Genomic DNA, 18,433 nt, shown 5'->3' with positions numbered 1-18,433 from the left:
GCGTATCGGGTGAAAATTATCATTTTATGGGCTGATTCTCATCATCAAATTACAACCGCTTCAGGTGGTAACTTCGCAACAGACTTACGTCATAACGCTCATTTTCAGCAATTCAATGTCCTTATTGCCCGTCTCACCGGAATAATATTGCAAATAGGATATAAAGAAGAGAACTTTGCAATAGTTTATAGAGGTTCTAAATAAGTAACTAGTAAACTGAATCTGTACCAACAGTGTTTTCTGTAAGAGAATTGTATCGTAATTTTGAGCATATTTTGAAAAGTAGCAATGCACGATTTCTTTCAATCAATTAGCCTTTCACATAAAACCGCCCCCCTGGCTGTCCGGGAGCTAATTGCATTAAATGAAGACGAGTCCAAGCAATTTCTGATCAAGCTTCGGGAGTTTTTTGGAGCCTCGGAATCGCTGGTTATTTCTACCTGCAACCGCACGGAGGTTTATTACACTTCCCCGCAAAATCTGAACCGGGAAATTGCCCGGTTGCTACTCACCGAAAAAGGAATAACCTCGACGGAAGATTACCTTCCCTATTTTCATTTTTTTGATACGCAGGTCGAATCCGTTCGGCATCTGTTCGAAGTTTGCACCGGTTTACACTCGCAGGTCGTGGGCGACATGCAGATTCCGAATCAGGTCAAGCAAGCCTATCAGTGGTCGGCCGACCTCGATATGGCGGGTCCTTTCCTGCACCGGCTGATGCACACCATCTTCTTTACCAACAAACGGGTGGCCCAGGAAACCAGTTTCCGCGACGGAGCCGCTTCGGTTTCGTATGCCGCCGTTGAATTGATTGAAGAGTTGGTAGGAACCACCGGCTGCCCGGCAGGGCACGGCCCGGCGACGCCCTCGGTGTTGGTAGTTGGTCTGGGTGAAATTGGCGCGGACATCTGCGAAAACCTGGCCGCCCGCAAATTAAACCGCATTACACTCTGCAACCGCACCCGTTCCAAAGCCGATGCCCTGGCGGAGAAACACGCGTTCCGGGTGGCCGATATGGCCGATCTGACGGAGGAAATTGCCAAAGCGGACGTGATCATTGCGTCGGTTCTGGTTGAAAAACCGCTCATTACCACCGACTTGCTGGCCGGCTTAAACTCGCTGACGTTCAAATACTTCATTGATTTATCAGTTCCCCGGAGCATCGATACCAACATCGAGCAGATTCCGGGTGTACTTTTGTATAACATCGACCACATCCGCAACCGGGCCGACGAAGCCCTGAGCCGCCGGATGGCGTCGATTCCGCAGGTTGAAGCCATCATCGATCAGTCGATTGCCGATTTCAACGACTGGTCGCGAGAAATGGTGGTGTCACCCACGATCAACAAATTCAAAAATGCGCTGGAGCAGATTCGGAAAGAAGAAATTGCCCGCCATTTGAAAAACATGACTGCCGAGGAATCCGAAAAAGTGGATAAGATTACGCGCAGCATCATGCAAAAAATCATGAAATCACCGGTATTGCAACTCAAAGCCGCCTGCAAACGGGGCGAAGCCGATACCTTGATCGATGTGTTAACGGATTTGTTCGATCTGGAAAAACAACCCGCCGATGCATCCCAGAATTTTCACTAACCTATGATGAGCGTTCCTTAAGATCCCAAACGAAGCAATTGGTTTGGGATTTTTCGTTTAGGCAATATTCGTTTACGGTATTCGGTTTACAATTTACGCCGGATCGGTGCGGTTCCTCGCCGGGACTGACGCATACACCAAAACGCGTCAGTTACCGTAAACCGAATACCATAAACCGTAAACCCTGTTGCTATGTCCCGCTTTATCAATACGATTCTCCGCCTGTTTCTCATCGTTCTGCTGGTTGTTGGTCTGATCGTGATGTGGGAGCAATTGCGGGGCTGGTCGGCTTTCAGCGGGTTGACGAAGAAAGAAGCTACCGTCCAGACGGTGGTTTTGCAGGAAGTGACCGAATTAGGAAAACTCGAACTGGTTCAATACCGCTTCAAAGACATTGTCGAGCACCAGTTTGTCCGGGAGTGGTTGCCCAACCCGAAAGCCGTGCTGATTGTGGAAGGCGAAGCAATCGGCTGCCTGGATCTGACCAAAATAACCGCCGACGATATTACCGCTCAGGGCGATAGTTTGATCGTTCATTTGCCCGACCCGGAAATCTGTTCCTACAAGATCAACCACAACCGCTCGCGGGTTTTCAATACGGAATACGCGTTTTTTGAAGAAACCCAGTTGGTCAACGAAGCCTACCAGCGGGCCGAAACCCAAATCCGGCAGTCGGCACTGAACAGCGGAATTCTGGAACAAACCCGGCAGAACGCCGACAAAATTCTCAAGCCGATGCTGGAGCGGATTTCGGGCAAAAAAGTGTTTCTGACGACCCGCATGAAAGCCACATTGCAGCCCCTCCGTTAGGGCGTCAATAGATTGTCATCAAATTCGTCTTTCAACAACACCCCCGACAACCGCCGGGTTTTCATTTCGGTAAGCAGATAAAGCAACTTTTGTACGGCGGCTTCGTACGGAAAGCCTTCGGGCCGGATGTTGGAGATGCAATTGCGCGATTCGTCGGTCAAACCGGGTTGTGGCCGGAACGTCAGGTAAGCTCCCATGCTGTCGGGTGATGTCAGGCCGGGTCGTTCGCCAATCAGCACCACAACGGTTTCGGCTTTGAGCGCGTGGGCAATTTCGTCGCCAATCGCCACCCGCCCCTGTTCCACCAGACACAAAGGCGCCAGTGACCAGCCGAACGCCCGAATTTCTTCCGCTAATCGCGAAACGACGGTTCCTGCGTGCCGATTGATCGCCGTGGCGGATAAGCCATCTACGATTACAATACTGAGATCGAAACCATGCACGCTTTTCCCACCTAGATCTACACCTACACCTGTCAGGTCTTCAAGACCTGACAGGTGTAGGTGTAGATCTAGGTGGGAAAGACTCACCTCATCCAGTTTCCGACCCAAATCCGGGCGTTGAAGATACTGTTGCCGGTCAGCCGCCCGGCTATGAAGCTGCAAAACCGGCTGTTGAATGACTTGCAGTTGTGTCAATAGTGTGTCCCGCTCCAGTTCTGAATAAACCGCATCCCGGGCGCGGGCGTGGTCGAGTTGAAAATCGAGCAGGGCGCGCGTGGGCAGGCTGTGGCCCGTGCGGCCGCGGGCGATGCGGGCGGAGGTGTGGCTTTGCAGAAACGCCCACGGATCGGGTTGGTCGGGCAGATGGCTCATAAACCGGCAGCTTGGAGTAAACGGTGGGTATTTTTAACCGGCATCAACTTTCCGTCGGCGTTCATCAATTCCATGCGCAAAAGCCAGGCTTCAAATTCCGGCGCGGGGCGCAGACGGCACAAATCCCGCAGATACAGCGCATCGTGAAACGACGTACTCTGGTAATGCAGCATCACATCATCGGCACCCGGAATGCCCATGATAAAGTTAACGCCCGCGGTTCCGAGCAGGGTTAGCAAAGTGTCCATATCGTCCTGATCGGCCTCGGCGTGGTTCGTATAACAAATGTCTACGCCCATCGGCAGCCCCAGCAGTTTTCCGCAGCAATGGTCTTCCAGACCAGCCCGAATAATTTGTTTGCCATTGTATAAATACTCCGGCCCGATAAAACCAACTACGGTATTGACCAGCAAAGGTTCAAAAAGTCGGGCCACGGCATACGCCCGGACCTCACAGGTTTGCTGATCGACGCCATGATGGGCATTGGCCGACAGCGCACTCCCCTGCCCTGTTTCAAAATACATGACATTCTGACCCACGGTGCCGCGTTTCAGGGCGCGGGTGGCGTCAAAACCTTCCCGAAGCAGGGCGGTATTGATCCCGAAGGAACTGTTAACAGCTTCCGTTCCGCCGATGGACTGGAACATCAGATCGACCGGCGCGCCCTGTTCGATGGCCTGAAGCGTGGTGGTAATGTGGCTCAGCACGCACGTCTGCGTCGGGATTTCAAACCGCTGCCGGATCTGGTCCATCATATCGACCAGCCGAACCACCGTCCGAACGTGGTCCGTAGCCGGATTGATGCCAATCACGGCGTCTCCGCTGCCGTAGAACAAACCGTCTACGATACTGGCCGCAACGCCCCGGAAGTCGTCGGTCGGGTGGTTCGGTTGCAGCCGGGTCGAAAACCGTCCTTTCAATCCGATGGTGTCGCGAAACCGGGTAATGACTTCACACTTCGCCGAAACCGTAATCAAATCCTGATTGCGCATCAGCTTACTCACAGCCGCCACCATTTCCGGCGTCAGGCCCGGTTGCAGGTTGGTCAGGGTTTGGGTGTCGACCTCGTCGGACAGCAGGTAATTCCGCAGCTCGCCCACCGTCAGGCTTTTGATCGGCGCAAACGCATCGGCATCGTGCGTATCCAGAATGAGCCGGGTAATTTCATCGGTTTCGTACGGAATCACGGCTTCGTTCAGGAACATCGTCAGCGGCAGATCGGCCAGGGCCATCTGGGCCGCCACCCGCTCCTCGGCGGTTTGGGCCGCCACACCCGCCAGTTGGTCGCCCGATCGCAGCGGGGTGGCTTTGGCGAGCAACATTTTCAGGTCGTCGAAGTGATAGGTAAAGTTCCGAACGGTACAGCGGTAGGCCATAGTGGTAACAATTCCGAAAAGAGTTGTACGAAAACCGGGTATACGAAATTCCGGGGAATCCAAAATGGAATCTACTAACAAGCCCGGATAAGGCCAAGAAATCCAGGAATTTAATACACCGATAACCGTTTATAGGCGGGTCTTTTGTATGTTTGGCGATTGGTATTTTATCCGTTTTTGAAAATGAAAGCATTTCAATTGGTGGTATTTGATATGGCTGGCACGACGGTTCGGGACCAGCACGAGGTGGAGCACTGTTTTGCTCAGGCGGCTTCCCAAACCGATCTGATCGTCAGCGACGAACGCATTCTGGCCATGCAGGGCCTTTCCAAGCGGTTTGTTTTTGAAACCCTCTGGAAAGAGCAGTTGGGCCAGCCTTCGCCTTCGGCACTGACGGCCAAAGTGGATCATTCCTACCAGCTTTTTACCGAAATCCTGGAAAATCACTACCGAACCCAACCCGTTGTGCCAACGGAAGGCTGTCTCGAAACCTTTGATTTCCTGCGAAAAAACGGGATTAAGATTGCGCTGACCACCGGTTTTTACCGCAAGGTGACTGATATTATTCTGGAAAAATTAGGCTGGCTCACGGGCCTGGACGAGCAGTATGTGGGCAACAGTCAAACCGTCATTCAGGCGTCGATTGCCAGCGATGAGGTGGAACACGGTCGTCCGCAACCGCTGATGATTCAGAAAGCGATGCGGTTATTGGGCGTTTCTGACCCAAAGTCGGTCGTCAACGTTGGCGATACGCCTTCGGATCTGCAATCGGGAAGAGCCGCCGGGGTTGCCCTCAATCTGGGGGTTGTCAACGGCACCCACACCCGTGCCCAGCTCGAAGCCTACCCTCACGATCAGTTGCTGGGATCGCTCGGTGATTTGCCGACCCTGCTTTCAGCCACGTCCTTTCAGAAACGGGCCAACGGCCTTAGTTTGTAATTCGTAATCCCTTTTTCTCTTGGCTTCTTTCGATTTCATCATCATCGGCTCCGGTATTCTGGGGACGTTTCATGCGCTCCATGCTGCCCGCGCCGGCAAGCGGGTTCTGGTTCTTGAAAAAGACAACCGCCCCGTTAGTGCAACCGTTCGGAATTTCGGGCAGGTCGTCCCTTCGGGTTTGAGTGGGCGCTGGTATCAATACGGGCGTCGCAGTCTGGAACTCTACCACGAAATTCAGCAGGAACACGACATCTCGGTCCGGAAAAACGGCTCGGTTTACGTGGCGTCGGATGCCGACGAATGGCAACTGGCCAACGAATTGTACGACCAGCGCCGGGCCGACGGTTATCCCTGCGAATTGTGGTCGCAAGCCCAGACGCTGGCCAAATACCCGGTTTTGCGACCCGAGTATGTAAAAGGTTCCGTGGTTTTCCCGGAAGAAATTAGCGTCGAGCCAGATCTGATGATCTATAAGCTCATCGATTACGTCACGACGAAATATGCCAACGTAACATATCGGAACAATGCCGCCGTGGTTGGCTGCGAATCGACGGCCAGCGGGGCAACGGTCCAACTGGCGAATGGCGAACGGTTTCAGGCTCAGAAGGTTTTGATCTGCAATGGCAGCGAATTTCGGTTGTTATACCCCGACCTGTTTGCCGAAAGTGGTCTGGTGGTAAGCAAACTTCAGATGATGCAGACGGTTCCGATGCCGGAAATTTCCCTCCCCGGAAACATTCTGACGGGTCTGACCATCCGGCGGTACGAGTCGTTTGCTGATTGTCCGTCCTACGCCAGTCTCAAGACGCCGGAACACCTGGACGAGCTAAAAAAATGGGGCATTCACGTCTTGTTCAAACAGGCCCTCGACGGTTCCATCATCATCGGTGATTCGCACGAATATGCAACGGCGCTCCAGACCGACGACCTGGGGTTCGATACCAAAGACTATGTCAATCAATTAATTATCGAAGAAGCCAGCCGCATTGTCAACTTCCCGGTGGATCGGATTCAACGGACCTGGGCCGGTTTTTACGCCCAGACTACCCAGGAAATTTTCGAAGCCGATCTGGAAAACGTTCACATCATCACCGGGATTGGCGGCAAAGGCATGACCTCCAGCGCCGGTTTTTCAGAAGAAACGATCAGGCGGTTGTTTCTGTGAGAATAAAGAAATTAGACAAGAGAGGAAAGACCGTTTACATGCGAATCTCTTTCCTCTCTTGTCTTTCCTCTTTATTCTCAAAAACAAAAAAAGCAGGAAAGCCAAAGGCCCGTTCCTGCTTTTTCAATTACTGAAAATGGAAATTCGTTATGCTTTTTGCTCTTCCGTTTCGGTGGTTGCGGAGGGCGTTTCGCCCGAAGTTGCTTCGGCGGTTGCTTCAACTTCCGTCGCTTCTTCTGCTTTTTTCTCAAAGGCTTCCGGCAGGTTTTTCCGCAGAATGGTATACCAGCCGATCATTTTCTTGACGTCCGACATATGCACCCGGTCGCGGTCGTATTCCGGCACCACTTCGCCAATGAATTCGGCCAGTTCAGCATTCGACGCTGACTTTGGCGTAATCGGCAAGGTGTCTTCGTATTTTTCGTAGATGGCCAGAAACACATCCGCCAGGGGCTTCGATTGTTCCTCGTCGTCGGTATAAATCGAGATGTCTTTCAGCACCGATACGCGCGCCGTCGGCCCGATCATGGTTTTTTCTTTCTTTTCGTCGAGCGACTCCACAATCACGCCAGTCCGGCTGGGTTTCATGATTCGGTATAAGCCGCTTTTGCCGGCAATATTTGCAATTTCTTTCAGCGCTTCCATGCTGCTTGTTTAATGGGTAACGGTCGATTTGATTTGGTTATTGCCAATTTTCCTAAAAACTGAGGGGCAAAGATAGGGCTAATCGCGCTTCGCTTTCATCTCCTCATAAAATTCCTTATTCAGTTGGTCGATATAGTCCAGGATTTCCTCTTTACCCCGGCTATTCACGGCTGATGACACAAACATCGGTGGCAATTCGTCCCAGGTTTGCTTCAGCGTCTGACTGTATTTTTTCACCATCTGTGAAATGGCGTTCGTACTGCTTTTTTCGTTTTTCGTAAAAATTATTACAAAAGGCAGTCCGCGCTCGCCCATTTTCGCCATAAACTCCAGATCGATCCGCTGTGGGTCGATCCGGCCATCGACCAGCACAAACGTACAGATCAGATTCGGGCGTTCGGTCAGGTACGCGTCGATCATTTTCTCCCACTTTTCCCGCTCCCGCTGCGGTGCTTTCGCAAAACCGTAGCCCGGTAAATCGACCAGATACCAGTCCGTATTGATCAGAAAATGGTTGATTAATTGCGTTTTCCCGGGTGTCTGCGAGGTTTTAGCCAGCTTGTGCCGGGTGGTCAGCATGTTGATGAGCGACGACTTTCCGACGTTCGAGCGACCGATGAACGCGTATTCCGGTTTATCGGGCTTCGGGCAGCGGGTCGGGTCGGAGTTACTAATTATAAACTCAGCTTGTTTTACTTCCATAGTGGTTCAGAGAACAATTTAAAAAACCGTCTTCCAGCCGCAAAGTTCGTAAAGAATTGAGAAGAGTACTATTCTATCCCCATATTGCATCGATCACAACGACTTATAAATCGATATTTTTGCTTAAAATTGTACTACGAATGGGATCATTTCCGGGAACCGGGAAACCAATTAGAATCTATTCGTCGTTATTCTTTCATCTGAACGAACCGCATACCGAATTATGAAAAATACAAGTTTGCTATCTGTACTCGTTGCCCTGGCCCTGGTTTTGAATGCCTGCAACACCACCAGCACAAAATCGGAAGGAGAAAAAACGGCCGTTAGTGAAAGCGCGGCTCCGGCAGCGAGTGAAGCCCAAGCACCCCAATCGGAGGCTACGGCCAGTGCAGAACCGGGCATTCAATTTACGGATGCCGCCTGGAAAACCCACCTGGCCAAGGCAAAAGCCGAAAATAAACTGGTTTTTCTGGATGCCTACACCAGTTGGTGTGGTCCCTGCAAAATGCTGCAAAAAAATGTCTTTACCCAGCCAACCGTCGGCGACTTTTTCAACAAGGAATTTATCAATGTAAAAGTCGATATGGAAAAAGGTGAAGGCCCGGATTTAGCGTTGCAATACCCGCTGGATGGTTATCCCACACTGTTTTTCATCGACGGTGACGGCAAAGTTGTCAAGAAAGTGCTGGGGTATATTTCGCCGGAGGAATTATTGGCGATTGGCAAGGGCGTGAAAGGCGGAAACGCGCTTTAACCGCACGAACTTGTTGAAGCCCAAAAAAGCCGCAACGGATTTCGTTTGCGGCTTTTGTTTTACCGGCCAGGTTGACCCAAACCGCTTTAAATCAGTCGATAATGCATGGCCAAATCTTTCATGACGACCACATTATCTACTTTCAGCTTGTCAAAAATCCGGGCTTTGTGCGTGCCAACAGTCGACGTGTGAATGTTGAGCGTATCGGCGATGTAGCTGACGGATTTCCCCTTCACCAGATGATAGGCGATTTCCAGTTCCCGGTTCGATAACCGCCCAAACGGGTCCAATTCCTGGTTAAAGTGGCTATCCTCCACCATCTGATCCATCAGTTCGGAACAGACATAAAGTTTTCCAAACAAAATGCGGTGAACGGCTGTCAGAATTTCCGGGTCTTCGGCCTGTTTGCTGACGTATCCTTTGACTCCCAGTTGCAGATAGCGTTTGGCAAAAGCATATTCGGTCATGATGGTGAAAATCATGATCGGCAAATCCGGCGCCGTACTTCGGATGTTCTGGAGCAGGCTGAACGTATCGGTATTGGGCATGTTGATGTCCGTCACCATCAGGTGGTAGGTATTGTCCATAATTTTCCCAAAAGCCACACTACCGTTTTTGGCCTCATCAACCTCCATTGCACCGTATTGCTCCTTCAAAAGGAGACGAATGCCCGAACGCACAATGGAATGATCGTCTACAAGCAGGATCTTGTACATGGTTTTTCTGATCTAGTTCTTACCATCTGCCAGATAAGCTACCTCCACGGTTTCTTCTACGCATGATACCACCTTAGTGATTTGTTCACGGGTCAAATTAGAACCGGACGGCAAACATAAACCAGTCTTAAAGAGTCGATTAGATACACCGGATCCGTAATAGGGCAACCCGGCAAAAACGGGCTGCTGGTGCATTGGTTTCCACAAAGGCCGCGCTTCAATCCGCTTTTCGGCCAATGCCAGTCGAATAGCCTCACAGGTTATCCCCCCTGACAAATCCGGATCAACCGTGATGCAGGTTAACCAGCGGTTTGAAAAACAGGGGTCGGGTTCGGGCTGGAAAGCAAAGCCCGGCAGCTTGATTAAATGCTCGAAATAGTACGCGTAGTTGGCGCGTCGCTGCGCTACCCGGTCAGCTAGAATCCTCAATTGCCCCCGCCCGATTCCGGCACAGACGTTGCTGATACGGTAGTTGTAACCAATGGACGAATGCTGGTAATAAGGAGCCGGATCACGCGCTTGCGTAGCCAGAAACCGTGCCCTTTTAATCAGAGCCTCATCCTCCGACAGCAGCGCTCCACCTCCCGACGTCGTGATAATTTTATTCCCGTTAAATGACAAAACAGCTAACTTTCCAAAGCTCCCGCAGGGCTTATCATTGTATGTTGAACCAAATGACTCAGCCGCATCTTCAACCAACGGTACTTCATATTGATGGCATATTTTGAGCAGCGCATCGAGTTTGGCCGGCATACCGTAGAGGTTAACCACGATGACTGCTTTGGGGCGTTTTCCGCGCGCCAGGCGGTCTTTCAGTGCCATTTCGAGCGCATCCGGGCACATGTTCCAGGTATCGGCTTCACTGTCAATGAACACGGGGGTGGCTCCCTGATAGACAATCGGATTCGCACTGGCCGCAAAGGTAAACGACTGGCAGATCACTTCATCGCCCGGACTAACCCCCAACAATACCAGCGACAAATGCAAAGCTGATGTTCCGGACGACAACGCGGCAGCATGGGCCGCTCCGGTTTCGATGCACAGCTCCCGCTCGAACGCATCGATGTGTGGGCCAACTGGTGCGACCCAGTTCGCAGCAAAAGCTTCCTGAACATATTGGAGTTCGAGGTCACCGAGGTGGGGGGATGAAAGATAGATTTCTGGGATCATAAAAGTTTGTTATTTTTAATAATACGGGCAGGATTGCCAACAACAACTGCATAATCAGGAACCGGGCGGGTAACAACAGAACCTGCTCCGACGACGGCCCATTTACCAATGGCCAGATTGGGACAGATCACTGCGCCAGCCCCGATCAATGCACCGACATCTACCCGTATGCCACCGCATAAAACTGCGCCCGGAGCGATATGAACAAAATTACCCACCATACAATCATGATCGACGGATGCACCGGTATTGATAATGACATGATTCCCTATTAGGGTATCCACCTGTAGGATAGATCCATGCAACACAACACAACCTTCTCCCAGTTTTACCCCCGGATCAATTTGTGCCGATGGATGGACGGAAACTCCATACGCATGACTAATTCGTTGGGCAAGCCTACACCGAATGGCGTTATCACCAATGGCTATTATCAATTGATTATTTGTCTCATAATCCGCCCGGTAAGGGCCGATGACTGGAACATTCAACAGTTCTTTTTTTCGCACATCATCGTCAAAAATGGCTTCAACATCTGTTTGATTTCCCTGCAAACAACTGATAATTACCTTGGCATGGCCACTTGCTCCATATAACAACATGCTAACTTGTTCCTTTAAATTTTTCCATTGTAACTGAAGATGCCGACGAAATACCGTCAGACTTTAGCACTTTCTGAATAGTCATTGCCATGATTTTACAGTCCAGCCCTAGCGATCGATTGGTTACATACCATATATCGTATTCAAATTTTTTTTCCCATGATAAGGTGTTTCGGCCATTCACCTGCGCCCAACCCGTTATACCGGGTCGAACGCTGTGTCGCCTGCGCTGACGATCGGTATACAGAGGCAGGTATTCGACCAGCAACGGGCGGGGGCCAATCAGGCTCATTTCACCCTTCAGAACATTCCAGAGCTGTGGCAATTCATCCAGGGATGTTTTACGAACCAATCGGCCAATCGGCGTCAGGCGGTCGACATCGGGCAACAAGTGACCATCCGGAGCACACCGGTCGTTCATCGTTTTGAGTTTAACCAACCAAAAAATCTTTTCATTTCGACCAGGCCGGGCCTGGATAAAAAATGGATTACCGCCATTGGCAAGTGCCAGCGCAGGTAACAGCAAACACAGCGCAGGGAGCAGGGCCAGCAGGGCAATCGTTGATACGCTGATATCAATAAGACGTTTTCCGGCTTTCAGATACATTTTTAATAAGTTGTAATGATCTTCCGTCAATGTGCTAGTGAATGTCGCCGTACTGGTTCAGCGCTCAACACCTGGCTTTTTCAGAAGGGAAAGGCAGAAAACCGGCCGATTGCAACGCTTTTTCATATACCGCATACTTAGCCTTCCACACGTCTACCGGATCAAAATCACGGAGTACGCGCACCCGGGCATTCCGGCCATGCTCCCGAATTTTTTCCTTATTGTTCAGATAGAAACGGATCTGAGCGGCCAGACTAGCTGCCGAATAGGGCTCACAGAAAAGGCCGGTTTCATTTTCAACCACCGCATCGACTGTTCCCGTTACCCGACTGACAATTGACGGCACTTCCATAGCAGCCGCTTCCAGCACCACATTTCCAAATCCTTCCCGATACGTTGGCAACAGGAGAAAATCAAGCAAGGCATAATAGTATTCCACGTCCGGCACAAAACCGATCTGTCGCGCGCGGGTATCCCCTACCAACGCATCAATTATTTCTTTTTCGTGGCTAATTTCCAGTTCAGGTGGACCGATCAACAGCAGCGTAACATTCGGAAAATCTTCACGAATCATTTTCCAGGCCATTGCCAATTCAATGATGCCTTTGTCACGCGTCAAACGCCCTACAAACCCGACGACAGGCCCTTGCAGATCATGTGTCTGTTTGAGTCGCCATACCTTTTCCGAATCCAGCGTGGCAGGATTAAACCGATGGAGGGCATCTACACCATTGCAGCTTCCGTTGTGTGGCACCGTTACGGTTTTAGCTGGCACAATATGCTGATTCACGGCCTTTGTACGCAATGAATTGCTCACGGCCAATACATGAGTAGCGGCCTGGCACGATAACCGTTCCAGGCTCATCAACAACCACCGAATAGGCCCTTTCCGGCTCTCAAAAGGGAAACCGTGAATTTCGTAAACTCGGACGGGGACACCGGCTAATCGTGCTGCCAACATGGAAAGCAAGCCGGCTTTGGGTGTATTGCCGTGTACGATGACCGGTTTAATCCGTCGAAAAATTTGGTAAGTACGCCATAAACAAAACAGATCGTGTAACGGAGTCACACTCCTTGTGTAAGGAACTGTGTCATATCGAATTTGGTATCGTTCGGCAAATTCGGTTAATGTGCGGCCTCCTGAAGTAATTACATGTGTGGTCAAACAATATTTGTTCAATAAAGGAACCTGCCCTTCAATGAAAACCAAGGAAACCGGTACACTAAACGTCTGAACAAGGGTATGATTCCGGTTCATAGCATGTGTGTCAAATTGCGTTGAATCGATTGATTGAGTATTTTTTGAGCATCGTCCAGTTCCTGCATGGGTAATGGACGATTTCTCCTCATCAACAACCAGTCCTCCTGTTTAAAGAAACTGAATAAGGTATACAATGCATCTTTTAATCTGGTAGCGATCAAGACTTGTGTCATTTTTTGTATACCCAGTTTATGGCGGTATTGTCTTTTAAGAATAGATCGTATCTGCGCAGAGGAATGCAGGTATTTCTCTTTATAGGGTATACCGATTTCCCGGTAAAACAGCAAGGGACGGTCAATGACGGCAAATTGACTGGTCAAAAAAGTTCGCATCCAGAGTTCATAATCCTGAACTCGCGGAATTTGCTCATTGTAGGGATTTTTCAAAGACCAGCGACGACGGGTGAGAACCGCAGGATGGACAATAGGAAATCCTTTGACAGCTTCACCCAGCGTTTTAGGCATAGATGTTGATCCCCGGATACCCTGCAATTGGTTATTGAGGTCAATTGAATAGATAAACGAACTCACTAAATCTACCGTTCTATTCTCCTCCATAAAAGCAATTTGCATTTGCAGCCGGTCAATAGTCATAATATCGTCAGCATCCATGCGGGCGATATACGGACTTTTCGCCATCCGACAAATCTGATTGAGTCGGACGCTCTGACTACGGTTTTTACCATCCACAACGACTTTTATCCGGGCATCGCTAAAAGACCGGGCAATACCAACCGAGTTATCCGTCGACCCATCATCAACAATAAGCAATTCCCAATCTCTGAACGTTTGGTTCAGGACCGACTGTATGGCATCGGCCAAATAGGGAGCCGCGTTATAAACCGGTAAGCCGACAGTAACCATAGCCATAGAATCACCCCATCCTATTTAAAGTTGAATCCAGCCCGGATAAACCAGTTCATCCGACTTGATAAAAGTACCACGGTCATACACCCAATTCTTTGGAACAATGACCACTTTATTTATATGCTTGCTCAACCACGCAGCCCACCAGCTAAATGTGCTGTTGGGTATGATAAAATGATGGCAGAGCGTCATCAAGTGCAGGTATGTCGCGGCCCGTTCACCTGCATACTCATCGCCTACGAATACAGTAGGACCATTAAACCGAAGATGGGTCCGGCACCAATCAATATCGTCCGAAAACACATAGAAAGCTGGCTCGGTCACATGCGCCCGAATCATCCGTTCCGCTTGTTGGTAATATACTGTCTCAATAATATTATGACGCAAATTTGTCACAAAGTCACTCCGCCGTACGTGAACACAAACCGATTGTTTTTGCTGGATGTCTTCAGCCAATCCGTTTGCAAACGAAGGAATGGGCTTTGAAAATCGTAATTCGGCCTCCAACTCGTTTTCTACCGCCTGGAAATAGTGAACAGACTGCCAATAACCGTTTAAATACACATCTTTTCCTGCCTGCCCGATCCGAATGTCTTGCTGAAATGGTGTTTGCTCCTCCATATAGCGCAGTGGACCGCACTGAATATTTCGATTCAGAAACCGTTTCACGATCCGCACCGGCAAAAAACCGCTGGTGCCATACCTGCGCGAAATGAATGAAGTGGCCTCTACAGGGTGAATAGAAAGTATATCAAGGTCAAAATTTCTATAAACTATATTCTGTCCTGTCACTTTCCGATTCATCAGGAATTGTCGATCAACAACCAGGTCGGTTTGGTGCTGGTGCGCAAGGCTTCTGCCTAACGCATATTGAAATAGTTGATTTCCCAAACCACCTTTTAATTCAACAGCAATCATAAGGTTATCAATTTGTAGAGCAGCCTATACATCATTTTTCAGATGATTGGTTCTAATAAACATTCTTATGATTAGTAATTCAAAAATGAGAATGAATCCATTTATCCTGATTAATTCGTTGTTCATAAATGAAATAGCAATAGCATAGTTAATAAAACAGTAATATGAAACATATACTATATCCTTCGTTGCATTAGCTTTATTATGAATGTAAGCAGCTATGGCACCAAAAGAAATCGCAGAAAAGAATACGCCTGCCACACCTAAATCTAAAGTTGCAGCGTCCAGATATGTATAGACGTTGGTGTGGGGGATATAGGTATACTCCCGGATCAATGGTGGATAACGCTCAATTAAACCTATTTTTTTAAATATGTAGCTGATAAAATCAATACTGTACAAATTAATATCATAAAAAGATTTATCCGGATAATCACCATTTAATATCGTTTCATAGGCCTTTACCCCTCCAAATAAGTACAACTTAACCGTATTCAACAATTCTTCATCAATTCCAGTTACCAGTAATGTAACAATTACGATAGGGGATACGAGGTAAATAATTGTTAAATAGTAATTTTTGCCCGAAAATTTGAAGTAAATACTACTTGAAGTAAGTATAGTAATCGCCCATGACAATATTGGAGCTCTTGTAAGCGTAACCACACACGTAAATAGGCCAATAAAGCACACCATTAGTAAGGTTAGTTTACTTATAATCCTTTCCTTATATCCTAGCATAGCAAGAGGAATATAAATTATAAAGCATTTTGCAAAAAGTTGATAAAAAACAGTTGATTGCTCATCTAATAACTGCCTTCCTTCTACTCGCAATGCAATCAATCCAAGTTTGAAAAAATTCACTCCTCCAAGTAAGGTATACAAAGAAACAATATTAACCAGCAAGCTTGTAAATACTAAAATAAATAAGACTACCTTCAATTTATTTTTTCTTGGAGCAAAAACAACAGTAGTATATTTTATATTTTTTTGAACAAAAAAAGAAGGAATAAGAAACAAAATCCACGCCCCATACAATACAAATAAGGTTATAGGTTTAATACTATAAATTGGCCCGGAAAATTGAGAACCTATAATTAAAACAAACCATAGTAAAGAATAAATTTCTACATACCCCGTGTTACTCACTCTCCTTTTTATAATGTAAATAAGTCCAAAAATGGACAGTAAGAATAGTATGTTTAGGAAAAACACGATCATCATATCCTTATAAATTGGCAAAAACGCTCCCTGATTGATTTTATGAAAAATTCAAAAAGACGCATTTTTCTGATTATCCCTAAATTAAAACTTGAATAGTTGTGATATTTATTTAATAGATAGGCTTCACTATCAATAAAAAAATTAAAAGATTTTTTACTCAATTTTCCGCGCTGACTTCCGGTTGTTGCACCTTGAATATGGGGAACAATAACGCCACCGTGTAATAAGCATATTTTGCCTTCCCTGCGGATCTGTTCACCTAAGACGATCTCCTCCAGATATAAAAATGTCCCTTCATCCAATAATCCAATGTGGTGAAGGAAATCACTTTTCATCATGAATACAGCACCATTTATACTTTCCACAGGATATGTTTTTTCACTGTATGGAACCAAATCCCGGTATATAAAACGGTGATATCTTTGTCTTACAAACGGTAATCGGCGCAAAATTGGGCTATGGAAAACTATTAACCAACCAGGTGACAGGAGCCGTCTTACCTGAATTTGTAGGCGAACCGGGACTGAATTTGAAGTGGTGTGGACAAGTGGTGAAATTGCAACCGCTTCAGGATAGTTTTCTAATTCTGTACGTAACGCTCTAATTGTTCCTGGTTGTGTTAAAAAAGCATCACTATTAATGAATAAATAATTATCAGGATCAGGCAAATTCTTTATTCGGCCGCAACCACGATTATTACCAGCAGAAAACCCTGCATTAATTTGAGACCTTATTAAGAAAACGGAAGCAGGTAATTTTGACTTTAATTCTTGATAATTGCTTTCTAATGAACCATTGTCGACTACTACAATGTGGCAATCAGGTTCATTTTGCTGGAGTACATAATCAACACATTTTAGAGTAAGATCTACGGTGTTGTAATTCAGCATAACTACTCTAACTATCATAGGGAGTCAATAAATACGATAAATAAGTATAAAAAAGCGGTCATCACAACGTACAAATACCTTTCGATTTGTTTACATTTTAATTCTGGCCGAATAAAACACAATAGTATATCACTGACTGTATACCAACTATATGACATTAATGCTGACACAAATGCTATTGTAGTCAATGATACCCGGTTTGATACCAGCAGCCACATTATGGCTGTTATCAGGCTAAACACCAATATGGATATCATTAAAAAAATCTTCTGCTTCTGCAAAATCTTAAATATACTAAATTGAATTAGCTGTATTAATATATAGGGACCAATTGAACCTGCCAGATACGCCAAATATAGTGTCGAAGTAGAATAAGTTGGAATCAGTTTGTTAGCAATCCACTGCAACGGAATTATACTGATCAACAGAATAGAAAATAAAACCGAAACAACTTTTACTGACTTATCATAGTATACGTCAATAACCTTGTAATTAAGCGCCATTTTTTGCATTAAAAAATTACTTACTGACACGACCAGAGTTAAGACAACGTTCAGTAACGCTGAAGCAAATGCATAATAGCCAAACTCTGTTGCGGGATAATATCTTGAAACAAGTAATTTGTCAATGTTTTGAAATCCTAGAAAAAGAAGGCCGGTAAGCAAGATTGGAAATCCCAGGCCAACCGATTTCCTGAAAGCGTAGAAAAATTTCTTAAAATGGAAATCTCTAAAGTCCATCACGGGGCGTTGCTCTATCTCCCGGGATAGCAGATATACCATTGGAATTACCACCACAACCAATTGAATATTACTGAGTAAAATAAGATCGATTGTTGCCATATACCCGGCTCGGTACAATAAAATGCCAAGGCAAAAGGTAATCTGCCCAACCAAGCTCAACACGGCACCGTGGTAAAACTTCTGAGCGCGATTAAAGTACGATTGGATCAAACCGATACTATTCTGCAGTAATATTTGATTCGCCAAGCAAATACTGTTTGTTAAAGAAATTTTTATCTGAGGAACTAGCTGGCTGTGCAATACGAGAACAACAATACCATAGAGTACGGTTTGCTGAATAAAAAAGTATGCAAAATCGCGTTTGGCAGAAATCTGCCAGTCTGATTGATCGCTAAAAATCCAGTTAATGTTAATCCCGTCGGCAAACCCAAAATGGAGAAAACCAGAAAATGATGCGATCATTAAAAATAAACGCCACGACCCGTATTGATCTGGAGTAATCTGTTCAGCCAAAAGATAATTAATGAATAACGTAACAAGAATACTGAAGCCTGTCAAGGCGATTAATTTGACAGGTGTTGAATCTCGATCCGATAACGCTATTTTTCTTACAATCCCAGCTAGCACGCGTTCT

General features: G+C 47.1%; 20 protein-coding genes. 6 read left to right on the top strand and 14 right to left on the bottom strand.

Features of this window, described 5'->3' with window-relative positions; translation table 11 throughout:
* Positions 1-9: 9 nt before the first annotated feature.
* The 3 genes from DUE52_RS32120 (at position 10) to DUE52_RS16575 (ending at position 2,406) form a co-directional block, all read left to right on the top strand.
* Positions 10-204: a hypothetical protein gene (locus tag DUE52_RS32120; RefSeq protein ID WP_133299859.1), complete on the top strand. Its 195-nt coding sequence runs from the start codon at positions 10-12 to the stop codon at positions 202-204.
* 84 nt (positions 205-288) lie between these two features.
* The gene (gene hemA, locus DUE52_RS16580; RefSeq protein WP_114407149.1) at positions 289-1,596 is read left to right on the top strand and encodes a glutamyl-tRNA reductase; all 1,308 of its coding nucleotides are present in this window, start codon (positions 289-291) and stop codon (positions 1,594-1,596) included.
* 192 nt (positions 1,597-1,788) lie between these two features.
* Positions 1,789-2,406, top strand: coding sequence for a DUF4230 domain-containing protein (locus DUE52_RS16575; protein ID WP_114407148.1), 618 nt, complete (start codon positions 1,789-1,791; stop codon positions 2,404-2,406).
* On the opposite strand, the gene eutC is transcribed toward DUE52_RS16575, so the two are convergent.
* Both eutC and DUE52_RS16565 read right to left on the bottom strand, forming a co-directional pair.
* Positions 2,403-3,221, bottom strand: a complete 819-nt coding sequence (gene eutC, locus DUE52_RS16570; protein ID WP_114407147.1) for an ethanolamine ammonia-lyase subunit EutC — start codon at positions 3,219-3,221, stop codon at positions 2,403-2,405. The genes DUE52_RS16575 and eutC overlap by 4 nt on opposite strands.
* A complete protein-coding gene (locus tag DUE52_RS16565; protein ID WP_114407146.1) occupies positions 3,218-4,597 on the bottom strand; it encodes an ethanolamine ammonia-lyase subunit EutB in 1,380 nt (459 codons plus the stop codon). Before DUE52_RS16565 ends, eutC begins: the two co-directional genes overlap by 4 nt.
* Before the next feature lie 183 nt (positions 4,598-4,780).
* Between DUE52_RS16565 and DUE52_RS16560 the strand changes: the two genes are divergently transcribed.
* Together DUE52_RS16560 and DUE52_RS16555 are read left to right on the top strand one after the other, a co-directional pair.
* The gene (locus DUE52_RS16560) at positions 4,781-5,536 is read left to right on the top strand and encodes an HAD family hydrolase (RefSeq protein WP_114407266.1); all 756 of its coding nucleotides are present in this window, start codon (positions 4,781-4,783) and stop codon (positions 5,534-5,536) included.
* Between the two features lie 19 nt (positions 5,537-5,555).
* On the top strand, positions 5,556-6,701 hold the full coding sequence (locus DUE52_RS16555; RefSeq protein ID WP_114407145.1) for a TIGR03364 family FAD-dependent oxidoreductase: 1,146 nt from the start codon (positions 5,556-5,558) through the stop codon (positions 6,699-6,701).
* Between the two features lie 147 nt (positions 6,702-6,848).
* Here the strand turns inward: DUE52_RS16555 and DUE52_RS16550 are convergent, their stop codons facing one another.
* Together DUE52_RS16550 and yihA are read right to left on the bottom strand one after the other, a co-directional pair.
* Positions 6,849-7,346 carry a DUF5606 family protein gene (locus DUE52_RS16550; protein ID WP_114407144.1) on the bottom strand — a complete coding sequence of 166 codons (498 nt, stop codon included), beginning with the start codon at positions 7,344-7,346 and terminating at the stop codon, positions 6,849-6,851.
* 78 nt (positions 7,347-7,424) lie between these two features.
* On the bottom strand, positions 7,425-8,048 hold the full coding sequence (yihA, locus tag DUE52_RS16545; RefSeq protein ID WP_114407143.1) for a ribosome biogenesis GTP-binding protein YihA/YsxC: 624 nt from the start codon (positions 8,046-8,048) through the stop codon (positions 7,425-7,427).
* Between the two features lie 223 nt (positions 8,049-8,271).
* Here yihA and DUE52_RS16540 point away from each other — a divergent pair, with 223 nt between their 5' ends.
* Positions 8,272-8,802 (top strand): thioredoxin family protein, encoded by a 531-nt coding sequence (locus DUE52_RS16540; RefSeq protein ID WP_114407142.1) that lies wholly within the window; start codon positions 8,272-8,274, stop codon positions 8,800-8,802.
* An 86-nt stretch (positions 8,803-8,888) separates the two neighbouring features.
* Here the strand turns inward: DUE52_RS16540 and DUE52_RS16535 are convergent, their stop codons facing one another.
* From DUE52_RS16535 to DUE52_RS16490, 10 genes are all read right to left on the bottom strand, one after another.
* Positions 8,889-9,518, bottom strand: coding sequence for a response regulator (locus tag DUE52_RS16535; RefSeq protein ID WP_114407141.1), 630 nt, complete (start codon positions 9,516-9,518; stop codon positions 8,889-8,891).
* A 12-nt stretch (positions 9,519-9,530) separates the two neighbouring features.
* Positions 9,531-10,688 carry a DegT/DnrJ/EryC1/StrS family aminotransferase gene (locus DUE52_RS16530; RefSeq protein ID WP_114407140.1) on the bottom strand — a complete coding sequence of 386 codons (1,158 nt, stop codon included), beginning with the start codon at positions 10,686-10,688 and terminating at the stop codon, positions 9,531-9,533.
* Complete coding sequence (locus DUE52_RS16525; protein WP_114407139.1) at positions 10,685-11,290, bottom strand: acetyltransferase; 606 nt, start codon at positions 11,288-11,290, stop codon at positions 10,685-10,687. The genes DUE52_RS16530 and DUE52_RS16525 overlap by 4 nt, the downstream gene beginning before the upstream one ends.
* Position 11,291: 1 nt before the next feature.
* Positions 11,292-11,897, bottom strand: coding sequence for a sugar transferase (locus tag DUE52_RS16520; RefSeq protein WP_114407265.1), 606 nt, complete (start codon positions 11,895-11,897; stop codon positions 11,292-11,294).
* 64 nt (positions 11,898-11,961) lie between these two features.
* Entirely contained in the window at positions 11,962-13,155 is a 1,194-nt protein-coding gene (locus tag DUE52_RS16515; RefSeq protein WP_114407138.1) for a glycosyltransferase family 4 protein, read from the bottom strand.
* A complete protein-coding gene (locus tag DUE52_RS16510; RefSeq protein WP_114407137.1) occupies positions 13,152-14,027 on the bottom strand; it encodes a glycosyltransferase family 2 protein in 876 nt (291 codons plus the stop codon). Before DUE52_RS16510 ends, DUE52_RS16515 begins: the two co-directional genes overlap by 4 nt.
* Before the next feature lie 18 nt (positions 14,028-14,045).
* Complete coding sequence (locus DUE52_RS16505) at positions 14,046-14,942, bottom strand: alpha-1,2-fucosyltransferase (RefSeq protein ID WP_114407136.1); 897 nt, start codon at positions 14,940-14,942, stop codon at positions 14,046-14,048.
* 24 nt (positions 14,943-14,966) lie between these two features.
* Entirely contained in the window at positions 14,967-16,091 is a 1,125-nt protein-coding gene (locus tag DUE52_RS16500; protein ID WP_165840957.1) for an O-antigen polymerase, read from the bottom strand.
* Positions 16,092-16,162: 71 nt separating this feature from the next.
* On the bottom strand, positions 16,163-17,074 hold the full coding sequence (locus DUE52_RS16495) for a glycosyltransferase (RefSeq protein WP_114407134.1): 912 nt from the start codon (positions 17,072-17,074) through the stop codon (positions 16,163-16,165).
* Complete coding sequence (locus DUE52_RS16490; protein ID WP_114407133.1) at positions 17,071-18,426, bottom strand: oligosaccharide flippase family protein; 1,356 nt, start codon at positions 18,424-18,426, stop codon at positions 17,071-17,073. Before DUE52_RS16490 ends, DUE52_RS16495 begins: the two co-directional genes overlap by 4 nt.
* Between the last annotated feature and the right edge of the window lie 7 nt (positions 18,427-18,433).

This window comes from Larkinella punicea (genome assembly GCF_003334855.1).
Classification (GTDB): Bacteria; Bacteroidota; Bacteroidia; order Cytophagales; family Spirosomataceae; genus Larkinella; species Larkinella punicea.
This window is presented reverse-complemented; position numbering and strand designations above follow the sequence as displayed.

Coding starts and splice junctions, on each gene's coding strand:
- hemA (WP_114407149.1), top strand. CDS start 289: ATGCACGATTTCTTTCAATCAATTAGCCTTTCACATAAAACCGCCCCC.
- DUE52_RS16575 (WP_114407148.1), top strand. CDS start 1,789: ATGTCCCGCTTTATCAATACGATTCTCCGCCTGTTTCTCATCGTTCTG.
- eutC (WP_114407147.1), bottom strand. CDS start 3,221: ATGAGCCATCTGCCCGACCAACCCGATCCGTGGGCGTTTCTGCAAAGC.
- DUE52_RS16565 (WP_114407146.1), bottom strand. CDS start 4,597: ATGGCCTACCGCTGTACCGTTCGGAACTTTACCTATCACTTCGACGAC.
- DUE52_RS16560 (WP_114407266.1), top strand. CDS start 4,781: ATGAAAGCATTTCAATTGGTGGTATTTGATATGGCTGGCACGACGGTT.
- DUE52_RS16550 (WP_114407144.1), bottom strand. CDS start 7,346: ATGGAAGCGCTGAAAGAAATTGCAAATATTGCCGGCAAAAGCGGCTTA.
- yihA (WP_114407143.1), bottom strand. CDS start 8,048: ATGGAAGTAAAACAAGCTGAGTTTATAATTAGTAACTCCGACCCGACC.
- DUE52_RS16540 (WP_114407142.1), top strand. CDS start 8,272: ATGAAAAATACAAGTTTGCTATCTGTACTCGTTGCCCTGGCCCTGGTT.
- DUE52_RS16535 (WP_114407141.1), bottom strand. CDS start 9,518: ATGTACAAGATCCTGCTTGTAGACGATCATTCCATTGTGCGTTCGGGC.
- DUE52_RS16530 (WP_114407140.1), bottom strand. CDS start 10,688: ATGATCCCAGAAATCTATCTTTCATCCCCCCACCTCGGTGACCTCGAA.
- DUE52_RS16525 (WP_114407139.1), bottom strand. CDS start 11,290: ATGTTGTTATATGGAGCAAGTGGCCATGCCAAGGTAATTATCAGTTGT.
- DUE52_RS16520 (WP_114407265.1), bottom strand. CDS start 11,897: ATGTATCTGAAAGCCGGAAAACGTCTTATTGATATCAGCGTATCAACG.
- DUE52_RS16515 (WP_114407138.1), bottom strand. CDS start 13,155: ATGAACCGGAATCATACCCTTGTTCAGACGTTTAGTGTACCGGTTTCC.
- DUE52_RS16510 (WP_114407137.1), bottom strand. CDS start 14,027: ATGGCTATGGTTACTGTCGGCTTACCGGTTTATAACGCGGCTCCCTAT.
- DUE52_RS16505 (WP_114407136.1), bottom strand. CDS start 14,942: ATGATTGCTGTTGAATTAAAAGGTGGTTTGGGAAATCAACTATTTCAA.
- DUE52_RS16495 (WP_114407134.1), bottom strand. CDS start 17,074: ATGATAGTTAGAGTAGTTATGCTGAATTACAACACCGTAGATCTTACT.